Source organism: Coriobacterium glomerans PW2, assembly GCF_000195315.1.
Taxonomy (GTDB): Bacteria; Actinomycetota; Coriobacteriia; order Coriobacteriales; family Coriobacteriaceae; genus Coriobacterium; species Coriobacterium glomerans.
In genome coordinates, this window is record NC_015389.1 from 18,084 (window position 1) to 34,811 (window position 16,728).

Here is a 16,728-nt window from a genome sequence, read left to right on the forward strand (position 1 = left end):
ACAAGGAGAAGCGAATGAGGAGAGACATCGATACGTCGTGGCTGCCCATCGGCTCCGTCGTGCAGCTGGCACAGGATGACAGCCGTTTGATCATCATCGGATACATGCAGAGGGAGGAGACGCTGCGCACCGCCTGGGACTACGTGTCGCTTCGCTATCCGGGGGGATGGGCGGGCCCCGACTCGATCATCGCGTTCAACCGCAGCGACATCGCGCGGACTCTCTACATCGGCTACCTCGGACCCGAGCGAGACCCGCTCCTCGAGTGCCTCTCCGAGGCCGAGCCGGAGCTCGAGAGACTGAAATCCGAGCGTGGGGGAAAGATCGATCAGTCGAGCTGAACTCGCCAGCGCGACGTCCGAGGACGCCTGCGCGCGCGGACGAGACGGTTCATCTCCCGCCTCAGCTCTCGGGCGGAGATCCCGGTCAGCGCGCGGGCCGGGATGTACACCTCCTCGTAGAGCCTCGCCTCGTTTCCGTGGAACACCATCGCTTTGCTCATGATGTTGTCGATCCTGCCGGCCTGCTCGCGCCAGGCGAGCATGGCGATCGAGCCCCGCCAGATCCTGGCGGGGCACCACATCGACCACGGCAGGCTGATCGTCTTCATGTCCTGAGTCCGGCAGCCCGCGGGACCGCACCTCAGCCTGACCCCCTCCTCGTCGATCTCGACGATCTGCCTGAAGGCGAGCGGCGAGGAGCCCGGCTCCCACCCGTGGCGGATGAAGAAGGGCAGGGCGGTCTTCCTCGTCCCACCGGGGCCGGGTAGCACGCCGAACACGCCGGAGGGCACTGAGACGGCGACCATCGCCGCAGTTATCGCCAGCACATCGAAGGGGGACGAGAAGACGTGGGGATCCCTCGCGTAGGGCAGCCACACGCCGATCATGCAAACGGGCATCCCGACGACTACCAAGAGGGTCGCGGGCTGGCAGAATCTGCCCTCCCTCATGTTCGTGTAGCGGCGCCAGTCGCGCAGCTCGTAGCTGAAGTCGAGCGTGACGGGAAGCCTCATGGCATGGACCCCCTGGAGTCGTCTCGGTCATCCTCGCAAGATTGTACCATGGGGGTCGGCTTCGATCGCGCGCCCGCGGATGCTCCGATCCGGGAGCGCGCGCCGTCGCGTATACTTGGGCGGAGCGGGCCCGCCGCCGGACCCGGCGGCTCGGTCTGCCCGCTGGTCTTGGTTCCGGACATCACGGCTCCCGGCGGGGACGGGGCCTCGCGAGGCGAGGGCCCCGGGCGTTTCGACTGAAGGAGAGATTCATGATCACACGAAGGTTCCGCGCGATCCTGGCGCTCGAGTGGGCGCTGAGGGCCTTCGCGCTCGTCTCGCTCATCCTGGCGGCGGCGTCTCCGGCCGGATTCGCGATCGAGCGGCTCGCCTTCGCGATCGAGCTGGCCGTCCTCATGCAGATGATCGGCCTCATCCTCGTCATGGGCCCGGCCGCCCGCGCGGCGATGGCCGCCTGCGCGATGCTCGATCGCGATCTGGACCCCGACAGGCTGCTGGCCGAGACCGCCGGTCGGCCGCGCGCGGCCCTGTGCTGCTGCGCGCTGCCCTGGCTGCACGTGGCGCACCGCCGCGCGCTGGCCCTGGCGCTCACCGGGCGCGCCGCCGAGGCCGCCTCCGAGCTCGATCTGCTCGAGCGGGCCGCGGCCCGCTCGCTGCTGCGCCAGACCAGGGCGACCGCCGCCGCGCTGGGCTACCACGCCGCCTCGGTCGCGCTGGACGCGCCGCGCGCCGAGCGGCTCTGGTCGGCGCTGGCGGCCGCCGCGCCAGGCCCGCGCGAGCCGGCGCCCGCGCGGGCCTGCGTCGGATCGGTCCTGCGGGGTCGCTCGCGGCTCCGAGAGCTGGTCGCCGCCGGCGACTGGGCTCGGCTGGCGGCGCTCTACCGCCGCGCCGCGGACACCGACCGCACCGCGCTGGGACGGCTGCTCGCGCTCAGGGGTCTGGCCGCCGCATCGGAGCGCGCCGGCGACGCCGAGGGCGCCGCGCGGGCGCTGCGCGCGATCGCCGAGGGGGCAGGGGGCCTCTCCGGCCTCGCCGGGCAGGCCCGATCGGCGCTCGCCGGGCAGCGGCGCTGCTTCGCGGGCGACGGCGACTACCCCGTCCGAGTGCCGATCTCGCCGGCGCTCGCCGCGCCGCGCGCCGATCCCGTCGCCGCCACCTCGCTCGCCCTCGGCGTGGGACCGGAGAGCCTCTCGGCCTCCCTGGCCCGCCTCGCCGGCAGGATCGGCTTCCGCGCGACGGGCGCCTCCTCCCTCGGGCGCGCGTTCGACGCCTTCACGGCCCGCGCGACGGCGGCTTCTCTCGCGGAGTTCTGCGTCCTGGCGGCCACCGTCCTGGTCATCCCCCTCGTTCCGCCGAGCGCCGTGATCGATCTCTCGTTCTGGATCTGGTCCGTCATCTTCCTCTCGATGGCGCTCAACCTCGTCTGCCTGTCCATCTCGTTGCGCCGCGTCCAGGCGGCGATGACGCGCTCCTGCGATCCGGCCGCGCTGCTCGAGGCGACCGCCGGGCTCACCGCCGCCGACTGGCGGAGATTCCAATCGCCGGGGATCCAGGGCCTCAGGGCGCTCGCGCTCGCCTGGGAGGGCGGGCGCGCCGAGGCGGAGCGTGAGCTCGCCGACATCCGGGACCTGCGCGCGGCCCTGTGCGCGACGAGGCTGCGGCTGGCGTGCGCGGCCTCGGAGATCGCCCCGGCCGAGGCCCTCGGCGACGCGCGCTCCCTGCGCATGGCGATCGAGTCGACCCGGGCGCTGCTGGGAGCCCGCCGCGCGCCGCGGGGGGTGGCGGCGCGGCGCGACCCTGACGCTCGAGAGCCTCGCCCGCGCCGCGCGCGCCGAGCGCGCCGGCACCCCCGCGGCGCGCCTGGCCTGGGTGCGCTCGGAGCTGTCGGCCGGGGGCCTCGGCCCGTCTCGGGAGGTCTCCCTGCGCCGCGCCGAGGCGCTGCTGCTCGACGAGCTCTCCGGCGGCTTCTGCGAGCGGGCCGCGCCGGACGCGGACGCGGGGGCCCTTCGCGAGGAGGCCCTGCGCGGCTGGCGCTTCGTGGCCGAGCGCGGCGGCACCACGCCCTGGGCCGCCGAGGCGCGCGCCCGTCTCGCGGCGCCCTGCGCGGCGGCGGCCGGCCTGTCGCCCTACCGCCGCCCGCTCCTGCTGGAGGTCGGGCTGTGAGGCCGGGTCGGACCCCCCGCCCCGGGACCCTGCGGTGACATCGGGAGCATTCGTCACCGGTCTGCCGTTGGATTCCGGGCCCGCTGCGGCGGGAGCTTTTCAGGGCTGTCGAGTCAGATGACCGGTTCGTTTCGGTCCCCTTGGCGGGGCGCTCGTACGATCAGACAGGCTGGCGCCACCTCGCCGCCGAGAAAGGAAAGGCCATGATATCACGCGGCTTTCGCGGGGCGCTGGTGCTGGAACGGACACTGGAGGCGGGCTGGCTGGCACTGCTCGCGGCGACGCTCTTCTTCGCGCCCAGGCTCGATCTGCTCATCATCGGAGCGGTCGTTCTACCGATGATCGCTCTCACGCTCGTCGACGCGCTGAGCGCCCGCTGCGCCCTGTCGGCCTGCGCGATCCTGGACCGCGATCTGGACCCTGCCCGGCTGCTGGCCGAGACGGCGAAGCCCCGCGGGATGCACCCGTCCCTTTGCATGTGGAGCTGGCTGCACGTCGCGCATCGCCGCGCGCTGGCCCTGGCGCTCACCGGAGACGTCGCCGGAGCCGACCGGGAGCTCGATCTGCTCGAGCGCGTCGCGCTCCGCGCTCCCACGCGCTCGTGCAGGGCCGCCGCGGCGGCCCTGGGCTATCACGCGGCCTCGGTCGCGCTGGACGCCGAGCGCGCCGAGCGGCTCTGGTCGACGCTGGCGGGGTCGCTTCGGTGCGGGCGCGATCCGCTGATCCCCCGCCGCCCGTTCGCCGATGCGCTGCTCCAGGGGCGCTCCCGGATCCGCGCGCTGGTCGCCGCCGGCCGCTGGGGGGAGCTCGCGGCCCTGCAGCGGCGGGCCGCGGATACCGACCGCACCGCGCTGGGTCGGCTGCTCGGGCTGCGTGGTCTGGCCGTGAGCCTGGAGCGCTCAGGCGACGCGGCCGGCGCCGCGCTCACCTGGCGCGAGATCGCCGAGGCTGCCGGGGGGCTCACCGGGCTCGCGGATCAGGCGCGAGCTGCGCTGGCCGGCGGCCCGGCGGGTTTCTCCGGCGACGGGGACTACCCCGTCCCGGCTGCGATCTCGGCCGTGACCGCGCCGCCGCGCCCCGACGAGCCGGTGCCCTCTTCGGCATCGCTGGGGATAGGCCTCGACGGGTTCGAGCGCGCTCTGCGGGCCTGCGGCGCGATGGCGGGCTGCTGGTCGGGCGGGCGCTCTCGGTGCGCGCGGACCTGCGACGCCCTTGTCGCGAGCGGAGTCGCGCTCAACGTCTTGGCATGCGCGGCGGTCGTCGCCTACGTGGTGGTCGAGCTCGTTTCTCCCGCCGGCGCGGCGGGCTGGGCGATCTTCGCGGTGCTCGCAGCCGCGCTGCTCCATCGCTTGCTCATCGTCCTCTACGGACGTCGGCTCACGGCGATGCTCACGCGCTCCTGCGACCCCGCGGCGCTGCTTGCGGAGACCGAGGATATGGGATCCGCCAGCTGGCAGAGGCTCCCCGCCCCGATCGCGATGTCGTTTCGGGGGACGGTGCTGGCCTGGATGGGCCGGGGCGAGGAGGGCGCCGCGGTCCTGCGCGACCTGCAGGACATGCGGTTCTTCATGCGCTCGACGCGGGGCCGACTGATCTGCTCCGTCTGCGAGATCCAGCCGTCCGAGGCGACCGGAGACGTCGGGTCGATGCTCGAGGCGATGCGCTCGACCGAGGTGCTGCTCGGCAGCGCCGACGCCCCTCTGACGGCGCGGCTGATGGCGCGCAGCGTGATGGAGGGTCTGTCCCGAGCCGCCGCCGCCGAGTGCATCGGTACCATCGAGGCCCGCCTGGCATGGGCGCGAGGCGAGCTGGCCGGCCGGCGCCTGTCGCCGCTCCAGGAGGTCTCTCTGCGCCGTGCTGAGGCGCTGCTGCTCGACGAGCTGGCCGGCGGCTTCAGCGAGGGCGGGGAGGCCGACGCCGGCCGTCCCGACGCGGCCGTCCCGCTCGCCGAGGCCCTGCGCGACTGGGCATTCGTGGCCGAGCGCGGCGGCACCACGCCCTGGGTCGCCGAGGCGCGCGCCCGGCTCGCCGCCCCCTCCGCGGCTGCGGCCGGGCTGCGGCCGTACCGTCGGCCCCTCCTGCTGGAGGTCTGGACATCCAATCCGGTCGGCTCGGTGCGCGCGACCACGACTCGGTCCCGGGACCGGCGGGTTCCTGCGGCATCGCACCCTCGCCGCAGATTGGGCTGCAGGATCGGATGCGGAGTCTTGCTGCTGCTCCTCGCCTTGCCCGTTGCGCTGACGATCCGCGTGCTCGTGACGCCGTCGGACGCGACGGACAGGAACATATCGATCGGGATCAGAACCGCCACGGGCGGCGGCCCGCCGGCGACCGACGGGGTCGACCGCCGGACCTACGCCACGCCGGCCGAGGCGCTGCGCGCCAGCGGCCTGTTCTCCGAGGACAGATTCGTCTCCGATCCGCTGGTGCTGCGCGAGGACGACACGCGCGCCTCGGTCATGTTCTTCGTAGCGTCGGACAAGGACGGCCGGTGGCGGGAGTTCAACGTGGTGCGGATGGAGCGCCGCGACGGCCGCTACGTCCTCCCGAAGGGCGCGACCTCGTTCAGCTACGTGGACACGGCCATGGGGGGCACAGACCGCTACCCGACGCCGGAGGCGAAGGCGGGTAACGACATAGTCAACGGCTTCTTCGACAACACGCCGACCCCGGCGGTCGGCCTGCAGTGGTTCGGAGCCTCCGCGGACCCCCGCGTCGGCGAGATGACGGTGCTCGGACGCCGTCCGGACGGCGTGGTGCGCCACACCTACGAGGGAACGGACTACTACTGCTGGTACTACGACGACCTCGACGTGATCGGAGCGCTGAGGTCCAGGCGCGACTTCAGCTTCGACAACTTCACCGTCGGCCAGATCGTGCGCGACCTCAAGATCACCTTCCCGCGCGACCGCTGAGCCGCGGAGGGGGGGCATCGCCTCGCACCCGATGAGCGATCCGATCCATGCATCCGTCAGAGGCGGATGGAGCCATGCACATCTTCTGAGATGCCTCCGCAGCGAGCCGATCGTCGCGCGCGGGTCCTCGATACCTAACGGTCGCGCTCGAGAGAGGGAGATCCCCGCGACGATGCCGTGATCGAATACGCGGGCGAGATATCGAAGAGGGAGTTCATCTGCCGGCATCCTTCTATCGATGCACATGATCTCCGGCTGCGGCCGAGCGATCGCATGCATCGGCGCGACCGCAGACGTCCTCGTTCGACGCTCGATCGCATGTCCTCCATGGAATCTCGGAGAGCGGTACGCATCCTGGAGAAGATGCCCGATTGAGTGGTGGCAGTCCGTCCGGGAGCGCGCGCCGTCGCGTATACTTGGACGGAGCGGGCCCGCCGCCGGACCCGGGCTCGGAGAGGACATCATATGAATCCGTTTTCCCTCATGCGCCCGAGACGGACCGGGCCGCCCACGGTCTCGACCGCCGTGTTCTCCTCGACGGACCTCTTCGCGCTGCTCGGCGGCTTCGACCTGGGGTGCTTCGCGGCCTCGCACGGCAGCGTCGACATGCATGTCTTCGAGGACCGCGGCATCGGCCCCTGGCGCTCCGCGCTCATCGAGCGCTGGGCACCAACCGGTCTGGTCGACGAGTCGGGGGCGCCGTGCCCCGAGCTGGCCTGGGCGCTGTCCCCGCTGTCCCCGCCGGGCAGCGTCGTGATGGACGGTGACTACATCACGGAACGCCATCCGATCGACCGCAGGACCGTGGCGGTGTGCGTCGACGCGGCCGGGGAGCGAGTCACCGGTATCGCGCGGGCCCGCGGGGGCTACCGGCTGGTCCCCTTCGGGCCGGATCGCGCCTCCTGGCCGGCGCGCTTCGAGCGCGTCTTCGGTCTCGAGCGCTCCTTCCAGAACTCCATGTGGACCCAGCACTACATCGAAGGCGACTTTCGCCTGGACGACGAATCGCTCGCCGATCATCTGATCGGCGGAGAGCGCACCGCGCGCGAGTACGCGCTGGAGAAGGGTGTCGACCCCGAGCCCCTGGCGGACCTGGGCCGCGCCTTCCACAACCCGTTTGGGGGGCTGACCATGAGGACGCTCACGGCGATGAACCTGACGGACTGCTCGTTTCTCGAGGGTCTCGGCTATGTGCTCCCCCATCCCGTCGGCGGCTGGCCCAAATCGAAGGTATCGGGGATCCTTCCCGAGAAGGGCTTCATCATGTTCAACGGCTGCGCCCCGCGCCGGGGCTATCCCGAGGACTGGGTGAAGCACTCGGAGTTCAAGAGCGGCAGCCGCTTCGGGGGCTTCGACTTCATCGGCGAGGGCATGACCCTCATGGACACCGTGCTCACATTCTGCGACTACCCGGAGGGAGACTGAGATGGCGAGAGGATCTGATAGAGAGGACCGCGCATGGACCCGTTCTTCTTCCTGAGGCCCCGCGAGGAGGAGCCCCTGACGCTGCAGACCGCCGTGTTCACCCCCCAAGAGGTCTTCACCCTCATGGACGGTGGCTTCGAGCTGGGCATGTTCGCGGCTCATCAGATGAACATCAATATGCGTTTCTACAAAAGCCACGGCCTCGGTCCCTGGCGCGAAGCGCTGATCGAGCGGCTGGCCCCCGCCGGCCTCATGGACCGCTCCGGCGAGCCGTGCCCCGAGCTGGCCGAGGCGCTCGCTCCGCTCCGCTCGCTGGGCTCCTTCGTCGGCGACGGCGACCTGGTCGATATGGACACCACCCGCGACGTCCGCTCGTGTGTGGTCTCGGTGGATGAAACGTGGTCCAGAGCGACGGCGGTGGTGCGCGCGCACGGGGGCTTCAGACTCGTGCCGTTCGGTCCGGACCGATCCTGGTGGCCGGTGATCTTCGAGCGCGTCTTCAGGCTGGAGGGCAGGTACCTGCCCTCGAAATGGTCCCAGCACGAGATTCACGGCGGCTTCAAGCGAAAAGATGAGGAGTTCGACCATGCTCTGCGCGGCGGCGAGCGGGCGGCGCGGGCATACTGCGAGGCGCACGGGGTGGACCCGGCCCCCCTGGTCGATCTCGTGCTCTCGCGCAGACGCGGCTTCAGGGGACCGTCGGGTATCAGTATGTACGCCTACCGGATCGTCGGCTGCGAGCTGCCGAAGAACCTGCCTTGTCGCATGCCTGTGCCAGAATCGGGCAAGTCTCGATCGAGGTTCTCGGTGGTCTATCCTCAGAAAGGCTTCGTAATCTTCTTCGGCTGCTCGCCGCTGCCCGATTTCCCCGATGACTGGTCCAAGCACCCCGAGCTTCGCGACGCCTGCCGCTATAAGGGCTTCGACTTCCTCGCGGCAGACGAGCCTCTGATGGACAACGTGCTCGGGTTCTGCGACTACCCGGAGGAGGACTGAGATGGATCAGCGACAGCTCTGGCAAGAGGCGAAGCGGAAAGAGGACGCGCGCCTATCCAAGTCGGCGCCGCTGTGATCGATCTTGTGCGAGGCCTCACTCAGATCTCTCCCCGTCTCCCGCGCTCGATCATGCGGTTCAGCTCTCTGGCCAGACGTCGGGCGGAGGCGCCCCCGAGTGCGCGAGCGGGTATGTAGACGTCCTCGTAGGAGTCCGGGCCCGCTCCGCGCAGCAGATAGCCGACGCCCGCGAGGTCGCGCAACGCACCAGCCTGTCCCGCTGCGCTCAGCACGGTGACCGAGCCGCGCGAGGCCACGGCTCGCCGCCAGCGCCTCCAGGGCCCCGGTATCGTCGCGAGACGATCGTCGGGGGCTCCGTCGGCCCCGCAGCGGACGGTGACACCCTGCGGTCCGATCTCGACGACCTGCCGGCAGGTCGCCTCCCCGGGGCGCGCCCCGTGGGTCAAGAGATAGGATCTGACCTGAGCGGCCCGACCGGCGCGCACGGTGGGGAACCGTCCCATCGCCGCCGGAATCAAGAACAGCAGGCTCAGGGACCACATCCCGAAGGCTTGCACGGGACCCTGTCCCAACCCGATGAAGCCGGTGAGGATCATCCAGCCGGTCATGCCGGCGAACAGCGGTCGGGCGCGGGCGCCCTCGCGTATCCCGTGGTAGCGGTAGAAGTCCTCCTCGCCCAGACGGCATTCGAACGAGACCGGCAGCTCCATCATGGCATCTCCCCTCGCAGACGGCCCCGGCGGGGCAGCGGATCCCATCAGGATAGCATGGCGCGCCCGTAGAGGGTGCGAGCAGCGACGTTCTCGACGGGAGGGCATCGGGCTCTGTCCTCGGAGCGAACTCGGGTGCCCGAATCGCTCCGACTCGCGTCCCATATCGCTTTGTATTGAAGGATTGCGCTATACTCTGCGACGAGGAGTCAGACCGGGGGGGGGTGGGACGAGGCGTGCCCGACCGACCCGATGCCGGCTGGATTCGCGGAATGCGAGTAAGAGGGAGAATCATGATCACACGAATGCTCCGCGCGACTCCCGCGCTCGAGCGGGCCCTCAGGTCACGTCCGCTCTCGTCCTGCCGCCGCTCGCTGCCGCCGGAGGCCGCGCTGTGAGGCCGGGTGGGACATCCGCCCCCGCGCCCCGGCTCGGGCGCGCCGATATGCAAGGACCGGACGGCCCGGGCCCGAAGATTCGTGATCGCAGAATACCCGCGTCCATCTTGGTCGGGAGGGTTCTCGTCTGCCTTTTGGTCGCGGGTGCCGTGGCGGCGTGCGCCCTCGTCCCGCGCAACAGGAATAGCCTGATCGTCTTTGGTTGCACCACGATTATCCCGGTCCGCCTTTTCGTGAGGAGGCTGGAGTCGCTCCTCGGCGTGGGCGCGGGTCCTCTGCGCCGCAGCATTCGGATCCGGGCGGCGCTGCTCGGCTTCATGGCTTCCTTTATGGTGCTCGGCTTCGTGGTGGAGACCATCACCTTGTTTGGTCCCGAGACGATCTACGCGAAGAGATCGGCGCCTACCGCAGAGGCGCTCGAGCACGGGACCGCCGAGCCGGGGCGCGACGGCGGATCGGCGGCGCGCTCGGGGGGCTCGCCGCGCCCTCGAAGCGGATTCACGCCCGAGGCCGCCAGGTCTGCGGTTCTCGCCGTCGCGCTCGATCTCATGGTGCCTTGCCTGCTCGTCCGTGGTCTGGCCGCCCGCGATGCGCTCGCGGCGTGCGCGATGCTCGATCGCGACCTGGACCCCGAGGGCCTGCTCGAGAGGACCTCCCGCCGGCCCGGTCTCCGCCGGAGCCGGGGCGCGCTGCCCTGGCTGCACGTCGCGCATCACCGCGCGCTGGCCCTGGCGCTCACCGGGCGCGCCGCCGAGGCCGCCTCCGAGCTGGATCTGCTCGAGCGCGCGGCCGCCTCCCGCGCATCGCGCCTCGTGAGAGGCACCGCCGCCGCGCTGGGCTACCACGCCGCCTCGGTCGCGCTGGACGCGCCGCGCGCCGAGCGGCTCTGGTCGGCGCTGGTCTCCATCCTGCCCGATGACGATGCTCGCCCGGCGACCGCGGTCGCCGCGGCCGTGATGAGGGGCCGATCCGCCCTGCGCGCGCTTATCGCCGCCGGCGACTGGCCGAGGGTCGCCGCGGAGTTCGCCCGCGCCGCCCGCGCCGACCCGACGCCCCTGGACCGGCTGCTCGCGCTCAGGGGGCTGGCCGCCGCATCGCAGCGCGCCGGCGACGCCGAGGCCGCCGCGCGGGCGCTGCGCGAGATCGCCGAGGGAGCCGGGGGCCTCTCCGGCCTCGCCGAGGAGGCGCGATCGGCGCTCGCCGGGCAGCGGCGCTGCTTCGTCGGCGACGGCGACTACCCCGACCCCTCGGCATGCCCCGCGCCCTGCGCGCGACCCGCATGTGAGGCGGACGCCGAGATCGCGCCCGTCCTCGGCTTCGGCTGCTTCGAACGAGCGCTCGGGTCACGCTCCCTGCGCGGCTGCTCCGCCGCGACGGACGCGAGCTCGATCGGCCGCGCGCAGCGCGCTCTGCGCGCGGCGGAGGCTCTCTGCTTCGGAGTGGCCTGCATCGAGTGGAGCGCGGATGCCGTCGTCCTTCTGGCGGGGCGGCAGGGCCAGGGGTATGCTGGCCCGCCGGCAGCCCCGCTGCTCGCCTGTGTGGCCCTCGCGCTCGCCGCGGCGGTCTGGCTCTCGCGCGCCTACAGGGGGTGCATGAGAGCGCTGACAAGAGATTGCGACCCAGCGTTGCTTCTCGAGCGGAGCGAGGTGATCGGAGGCGCTCGGCGCGGACAATCGGGGCCGGGGCCGCTCCTGGCTCTGCGCGCCGCCGCGCTCCATTGGGCCGGTCGCGACCGCGAGGCGGACGTCACGCTGGGCGAGCTGTGCGCGCTGCGCGCCGTCGCGGCCAGCCCGACGCAGCGGATCCTGGCCGCGTTCTCTCAGCTCCGGGCATCTCTGGACCTCGATGACGCGCCCGCCGCCGCACGGGCCCTCCTCGCGCTCCGAGAGCTGCTCGCGGCCAACCGCGGCTCCCTTGACGCCCGGCGCGCGGCGACCCTGATGCTCGAGAGCCTCTCTCGCGCCGCGCTCGCCGAGCGCGCAGGCACCCCGGACGCGCGTCTGGTCCGCGTGCGCTCGGAGCTTTCGGAGTGGGGCCTCAGCCGGTTTGATGAGGTCTCCCTGCGCCGCGCCGAGGCGCTGCTGCTCGACGAGCTCTCCGGCGGCTTCTGCGAGCGGGCCGCGCCGGACGCGGACGCGGGGGCCCTTCGCGAGGAGGCCCTGCGCGGCTGGCGCTTCGTGGCCGAGCGCGGCGGCACCACGCCCTGGGCCGCCGAGGCGCGCGCCCGTCTCGCGGCGCCCTGCGCGGCGGCGGCCGGCCTGTCGCCCTACCGCCGCCCGCTCCTGCTGGAGGTCGAGCTCGAGGCCCGGTCGCCGCGCCGCGCCGCGCCCGGTCGCTCGCCGCGTTCCCGCCGCCGGCGCGCGCGCAGGATCGGCTGCTCGGTCTGCCTGGTTGTCTTGACGATGCTGCTCGTGCCCATGGTGGGCACCCCGATCATGGCATCCGTCGATGCCACGGATCTGCTCATACCGACCGGGATCGGCATCACGCGGGGCGACCGCGGGCGGCAGCAGACCGACCAGGGTCACGAGCGCACCTACGCCACCCCCTCGGAGGCCCTGCGCGCCACCGGGCTGCTCTGCGAGGCGAGCTTCGTCTCCGATCCGCTGCTGGTGCGCGAGAACGACTCGCAGGCATCCGTCCTCTACTTCATCTCCCCGGATCGCGAAGGGAAGACGCTCGTCTTCGCCGTCGCCCGCATGCGGCGACGGGACGGTCGCTACGCGGCTCCGACCGAGGCGCCCTCGTTCAGCTGCGTCGACACGGCCATGGACAAGAGGTACCGCTTCCCGACCCCGGAGGCGAAGGCCGGCTACGACATCGAGAAATCCTTCATCGACAACGATCCGGACCCCGCCTGCGGGCTGCAGTGGTTCGGAGCCTCGAAGGACCCGCGCGTCGGGGAGATGACCGTCCTCGGAAGGCGCCCCGACGGCGTGGTGAGCTGCACCTACAAGAAGGCCACCTACTACTGCTGGTACTATGACGACCTCGACGTCATCGGCGCGCTGAAAGCGAGGTCGGACTTCCATTTCGACCGATTCGCCGTCCGGCGGATCATGAAGGACCTGGACATCACGTTTCCCGGCGGCGACGGAGCCACGCGAGGCGAGGGGGGCTCGTCATGATCACACGAAGGTTCCGCGCGATCCTCGCGCTCGAGTGGGCGCTGAGGGCCTTCTCGCTCGTCTCGCTCATCCTGGTGGCGGCGTCTCCGGCCGGATTCGCGATCGAGCGACTCGCCTTCGCGATCGAGCTGGCCGTCCTCATGCAGATGATCGGCCTCATCCTCGTCATGGGCCCGGCCGCCCGCGCGGCGATGGCCGCCTGCGCGATGCTCGATCGCGATCTGGACCCCGACAGGCTGCTGGCCGAGACCGCCGGTCGGCCGCGCGCGGCCCTGTGCTGCTGCGCGCTGCCCTGGCTGCACGTGGCGCACCGCCGCGCGCTGGCCCTGGCGCTCACCGGCCGCGCCTCCGAGGCCGCCGCCGAGCTCGATCTGCTCGAGCGGGCCGCGGCCCGCTCGCTGCTGCGCCAGACCAGGGCGACCGCCGCCGCGCTGGGCTACCACGCCGCCTCGGTCGCGCTGGACGCGCCGCGCGCCGAGCGGCTCTGGTCGGCGCTGGCGGCCGCCGCGCCAGGCCCGCGCGAGCCGGCGCCCGCGCGGGCCTGCGTCGGATCGGTCCTGCGGGGTCGCTCGCGGCTCCGAGAGCTGGTCGCCGCCGGCGACTGGGCTCGGCTGGCGGCGCTCTACCGCCGCGCCGCGGACACCGACCGCACCGCGCTGGGACGGCTGCTCGCGCTCAGGGGTCTGGCCGCCGCATCGGAGCGCGCCGGCGACGCCGAGGGCGCCGCGCGGGCGGAGCGCGCGATCGCCGAGGGGGCAGGGGGGCCTCTCCGGCCTCGCCGGGCAGGCCCGATCGGCGCTCGCCGGGCAGCGGCGCTGCTTCGCGGGCGACGGCGACTACCCCGTCCGAGTGCCGATCTCGCCGGCGCTCGCCGCGCCGCGCCCCGATCCCGTCGCCGCCACCTCGCTCGCCCTCGGCGTGGGACCGGAGAGCCTCTCGGCCTCCCTGGCCCGCCTCGCCGGCAGGATCGGCTTCCGCGCGACGGGCGCCTCCTCCCTCGGGCGCGCGTTCGACGCCTTCACGGCCCGCGCGACGGCGGCTTTTCTCGCGGAGTTCTGCGTCCTGGCGGCCACCGTCCTGGTCATCCCCCTCGTTCCGCCGAGCGCCGTGATCGATCTCTCGTTCTGGATCTGGTCCGTCATCTTCCTCTCGATGGCGCTCAACCTCGTCCGCCTGTCCATCTCGTTGCGCCGCGTCCAGGCGGCGATGACGCGCTCCTGCGATCCGGCCGCGCTGCTCGAGGCGACCGCCGGGCTCACCGCCGCCGACTGGCGGAGATTCCAATCGCCGGGGATCCAGGGCCTCAGGGCGCTCGCGCTCGCCTGGGAGGGCGGGCGCGCCGAGGCGGAGCGGGAGCTCGCCGACATCCGGGACCTGCGCGCGGCCCTGTGCGCGACGAGGCTGCGGCTGGCGTGCGCGGCCTCGGAGATCGCCCCGGCCGAGGCCCTCGGCGACGCGCGCTCCCTGCGCATGGCGATCGAGTCGACCCGGGCGCTGCTGGGAGCCCGCCGCGCGCCGCGGGGGTGGCGGCGCGGCGCGACCCTGACGCTCGAGAGCCTCGCCCGCGCCGCGCGCGCCGAGCGCGCCGGCACCCCCGCGGCGCGCCTGGCCTGGGTGCGCTCGGAGCTGTCGGCCGGGGGCCTCGGCCCGTCTCGGGAGGTCTCCCTGCGCCGCGCCGAGGCGCTGCTGCTCGACGAGCTCTCCGGCGGCTTCTGCGAGCGGGCCGCGCCGGACGCGGACGCGGGGGCCCTTCGCGAGGAGGCCCTGCGCGGCTGGCGCTTCGTGGCCGAGCGCGGCGGCACCACGCCCTGGGCCGCCGAGGCGCGCGCCCGTCTCGCGGCGCCCTGCGCGGCGGCGGCCGGCCTGTCGCCCTACCGCCGCCCGCTCCTGCTGGAGGTCGGGCTGTGAGGCCGGGTCGGACCCCCCGCCCCGGGACCCTGCGGTGACATTACAAGGAATTCACTCATTCTGGAGGTGGAGTGTTCGTGATGAGTCGCGAGAAAAAAGGGAGCAAATCCGTCGATACTGGATTCCCTGTCAATCTCGGCTTAAAACTGCCATGGGGTTGGTTGTTTGGTGTTTCACCGAGTATCGCCTATCCGAAGGACGGCAGCTACCTTTCCGTAATACTCGATAACCTTGGAGGCGCGGAGATCGGCACCGGTCTATCCGAGTTGATTGGCTCAGCGCTCACAGCAGGTGCTTCTGATCTGGACCAGCTTGCGATGAAACTACAGTCAATGGGTTTGCCAGAGCCTTTAGACACTCTCTCTGGCTGCAAGGATCTTGTGCAGAAGTATTTCGCGCAGCTTCAGGTGTGCGCTTCATGAACGCGCGGATTCACCTCCTTCATGTTGGTGCCGCGCCCGGTCGCCCGCGCCGCCCCGGTCGCCGGCGCGCGCGCAGGATCGGCTGCTCGGTCTGCCTGGTGGTCTTGGCGCTGCTTGCGGCTTTGGCGGTCTACTTGACCGTGAAGCCCATCGATGCCACGGATCTTCCCATGTCGATCGGGATCGGCATCACGCGGGACGACCGCGGGCGGCAGCAGCCCGACCCGGAGCGCGAGCGCACCTACGCCACCCCCTCGGATGCCCTGCGCGCCTCCGATCTGCTTTGCGAGGCGAGCTTCGTCTCCGAGCCGCTGCTGGTGCGCGAGAACGACTCGCAGGCATCCATCCTCTACTTCTGCTCTCCGGATCGCGAAGGGAAGATGCTCGTCTTCGCCGTCACCCGCATGCGGCGACGGGACGGTCGCTACGCGGCCCCGACCGAGGCGCGCTTGTTCAGCTGCGTCGACACGACCATGGAGAAGAAGTACCGCTACCCGACCCCGGAGGCGAAGGCCGGCTACGACATCGAGGAGTCGTTTTTCGACAACTGTCCGGATCCCGCCTGCGGGCTGCAGTGGTTCGGAGCCTCGAAGGACCCGCGCGTCGGGGAGATGACGATACTGGGCAAGCGCCCCGACGGCGTGGTGAGCTACACCTACAAGAAGGTCACCTACTACTGCTGGTACTACGACGACCTCGACGTCATCGGCGCGCTGAAAGCGAGGTCGGACTTCGATTTCGGGGGCTTCACCATCCGCGAGATCATGGATGACCTGGACATCACGTTTCCCGGCGGGGACGGGGCCTCGCGAGGAGAGGGGGGCTCGTCATGATCACGCGAAGGTTCCGCGCGGTCCTCGCGCTCGAGTGGGCGCTGAGGGCCTTCTCGCTCGTCTCGCTCATCCTGGCGGCGGCGTCTCCGGCCGGATTCGCGATCGAGCGGCTCGCCTTCGCGATCGAGCTGGCCGTCCTCATGCAGATGATCGGCCTCATCCTCGTCATGGGCCCGGCCGCCCGCGCGGCGATGGCCGCCTGCGCGATGCTCGATCGCGATCTGGACCCCGACAGGCTGCTGGGCGCGGCCGCCGGTCGGCCGCGCTCGGCCCTGTCATGCACGGCGACGCGGATACACGTGTCATGCGCGACTACGGGGCGCTGCCATATCCACAGGGATGGGCCGGCCGGGATTCGGTCATGATGTTCGATCGGGACGATATCGAACAGCTTCTGTACGTGGGGCATCTCGGCTTGGACGCCGAGCGGTTCCTGGGGGACATGGCAGAGCACGAGGAGGAACTTGCGAAAATGAAGGAGAGCTTCGCCGCCGGCGCAGACGGAGCACGCGGACTGGATCGACTCGGTGCTGAGGGAGTGGTCGCGCCTGGAGACGCCCAAGCAGGTCGAGTACCTGGCCCGCTGTCTCGAGACAGCTTGCGCGAGCCGCGAGCCGCCCGCGAGCGCGGCGCTGCTCGGGAGGCGCGCGCCTCGCTCGCCGAAGACGATCGAGGGATATGACCGCTCGACCGTCTTCCGATCGCCGGACCTCGAGGGCGAGGATCTGCTCGGCCGCGCCGAGATGCTCGTCGCGGCCGAGTCCGGCTTCTTGCCGCTCGACGCCGACGGCGCGCGG

Annotated in this window: 13 protein-coding genes; 11 read left to right on the plus strand and 2 right to left on the minus strand. The window is 71.8% G+C overall.

Annotated elements, in window-relative coordinates:
• Nucleotides 1-14 precede the first annotated feature (14 nt).
• Nucleotides 15-341, plus strand: a complete 327-nt coding sequence (locus CORGL_RS00090; protein WP_013707889.1) for a DUF4176 domain-containing protein — start codon at nucleotides 15-17, stop codon at nucleotides 339-341.
• On the opposite strand, the gene CORGL_RS00095 is transcribed toward CORGL_RS00090, so the two are convergent.
• Nucleotides 329-1,015, minus strand: a complete 687-nt coding sequence (locus CORGL_RS00095; RefSeq protein WP_013707890.1) for a hypothetical protein — start codon at nucleotides 1,013-1,015, stop codon at nucleotides 329-331. The two genes, CORGL_RS00090 and CORGL_RS00095, sit on opposite strands and share 13 nt — an antisense overlap.
• Nucleotides 1,016-1,266: 251 nt before the next feature.
• Here CORGL_RS00095 and CORGL_RS00105 point away from each other — a divergent pair, with 251 nt between their 5' ends.
• From CORGL_RS00105 to CORGL_RS00125, 4 genes are all read left to right on the plus strand, one after another.
• Entirely contained in the window at nucleotides 1,267-3,216 is a 1,950-nt protein-coding gene (locus tag CORGL_RS00105) for a hypothetical protein (RefSeq protein WP_013707891.1), read from the plus strand.
• Between the two features lie 165 nt (nucleotides 3,217-3,381).
• Entirely contained in the window at nucleotides 3,382-6,093 is a 2,712-nt protein-coding gene (locus CORGL_RS00110) for a hypothetical protein (protein WP_013707892.1), read from the plus strand.
• A 465-nt stretch (nucleotides 6,094-6,558) separates the two neighbouring features.
• Nucleotides 6,559-7,518, plus strand: coding sequence for a hypothetical protein (locus tag CORGL_RS00120; protein ID WP_013707893.1), 960 nt, complete (start codon nucleotides 6,559-6,561; stop codon nucleotides 7,516-7,518).
• A gap of 33 nt (nucleotides 7,519-7,551) precedes the next feature.
• The gene (locus tag CORGL_RS00125; protein WP_013707894.1) at nucleotides 7,552-8,514 is read left to right on the plus strand and encodes a hypothetical protein; all 963 of its coding nucleotides are present in this window, start codon (nucleotides 7,552-7,554) and stop codon (nucleotides 8,512-8,514) included.
• A 98-nt stretch (nucleotides 8,515-8,612) separates the two neighbouring features.
• Here the strand turns inward: CORGL_RS00125 and CORGL_RS00130 are convergent, their stop codons facing one another.
• Entirely contained in the window at nucleotides 8,613-9,245 is a 633-nt protein-coding gene (locus CORGL_RS00130; RefSeq protein WP_013707895.1) for a hypothetical protein, read from the minus strand.
• Nucleotides 9,246-9,747: 502 nt separating this feature from the next.
• Here CORGL_RS00130 and CORGL_RS00140 point away from each other — a divergent pair.
• The 6 genes from CORGL_RS00140 (at nucleotide 9,748) to CORGL_RS10000 (ending at nucleotide 16,613) form a co-directional block, all read left to right on the plus strand.
• Nucleotides 9,748-12,768 (plus strand): hypothetical protein, encoded by a 3,021-nt coding sequence (locus tag CORGL_RS00140; RefSeq protein WP_172633496.1) that lies wholly within the window; start codon nucleotides 9,748-9,750, stop codon nucleotides 12,766-12,768.
• 849 nt (nucleotides 12,769-13,617) lie between these two features.
• On the plus strand, nucleotides 13,618-14,676 hold the full coding sequence (locus tag CORGL_RS00150; RefSeq protein WP_013707897.1) for a hypothetical protein: 1,059 nt from the start codon (nucleotides 13,618-13,620) through the stop codon (nucleotides 14,674-14,676).
• 80 nt (nucleotides 14,677-14,756) lie between these two features.
• Nucleotides 14,757-15,098 (plus strand): hypothetical protein, encoded by a 342-nt coding sequence (locus CORGL_RS00155; RefSeq protein ID WP_013707898.1) that lies wholly within the window; start codon nucleotides 14,757-14,759, stop codon nucleotides 15,096-15,098.
• Nucleotides 15,095-15,931 carry a hypothetical protein gene (locus tag CORGL_RS00160; protein WP_013707899.1) on the plus strand — a complete coding sequence of 279 codons (837 nt, stop codon included), beginning with the start codon at nucleotides 15,095-15,097 and terminating at the stop codon, nucleotides 15,929-15,931. Before CORGL_RS00155 ends, CORGL_RS00160 begins: the two co-directional genes overlap by 4 nt.
• On the plus strand, nucleotides 15,928-16,296 hold the full coding sequence (locus tag CORGL_RS09870; protein ID WP_013707900.1) for a hypothetical protein: 369 nt from the start codon (nucleotides 15,928-15,930) through the stop codon (nucleotides 16,294-16,296). The genes CORGL_RS00160 and CORGL_RS09870 overlap by 4 nt, the downstream gene beginning before the upstream one ends.
• On the plus strand, nucleotides 16,236-16,613 hold the full coding sequence (locus CORGL_RS10000) for a DUF4176 domain-containing protein (RefSeq protein WP_013707901.1): 378 nt from the start codon (nucleotides 16,236-16,238) through the stop codon (nucleotides 16,611-16,613). Before CORGL_RS09870 ends, CORGL_RS10000 begins: the two co-directional genes overlap by 61 nt.
• Nucleotides 16,614-16,728: the final 115 nt, after the last annotated feature.

Excerpts from the sequence above, each read along its gene's own strand:
- CORGL_RS00090 (WP_013707889.1), top strand. The coding sequence starts at position 15 with ATGAGGAGAGACATCGATACGTCGTGGCTGCCCATCGGCTCCGTCGTG.
- CORGL_RS00095 (WP_013707890.1), bottom strand. The coding sequence starts at position 1,015 with ATGAGGCTTCCCGTCACGCTCGACTTCAGCTACGAGCTGCGCGACTGG.
- CORGL_RS00105 (WP_013707891.1), top strand. The coding sequence starts at position 1,267 with ATGATCACACGAAGGTTCCGCGCGATCCTGGCGCTCGAGTGGGCGCTG.
- CORGL_RS00110 (WP_013707892.1), top strand. The coding sequence starts at position 3,382 with ATGATATCACGCGGCTTTCGCGGGGCGCTGGTGCTGGAACGGACACTG.
- CORGL_RS00120 (WP_013707893.1), top strand. The coding sequence starts at position 6,559 with ATGAATCCGTTTTCCCTCATGCGCCCGAGACGGACCGGGCCGCCCACG.
- CORGL_RS00125 (WP_013707894.1), top strand. The coding sequence starts at position 7,552 with ATGGACCCGTTCTTCTTCCTGAGGCCCCGCGAGGAGGAGCCCCTGACG.
- CORGL_RS00130 (WP_013707895.1), bottom strand. The coding sequence starts at position 9,245 with ATGATGGAGCTGCCGGTCTCGTTCGAATGCCGTCTGGGCGAGGAGGAC.
- CORGL_RS00155 (WP_013707898.1), top strand. The coding sequence starts at position 14,757 with ATGAGTCGCGAGAAAAAAGGGAGCAAATCCGTCGATACTGGATTCCCT.
- CORGL_RS00160 (WP_013707899.1), top strand. The coding sequence starts at position 15,095 with ATGAACGCGCGGATTCACCTCCTTCATGTTGGTGCCGCGCCCGGTCGC.
- CORGL_RS09870 (WP_013707900.1), top strand. The coding sequence starts at position 15,928 with ATGATCACGCGAAGGTTCCGCGCGGTCCTCGCGCTCGAGTGGGCGCTG.
- CORGL_RS10000 (WP_013707901.1), top strand. The coding sequence starts at position 16,236 with ATGCGCGACTACGGGGCGCTGCCATATCCACAGGGATGGGCCGGCCGG.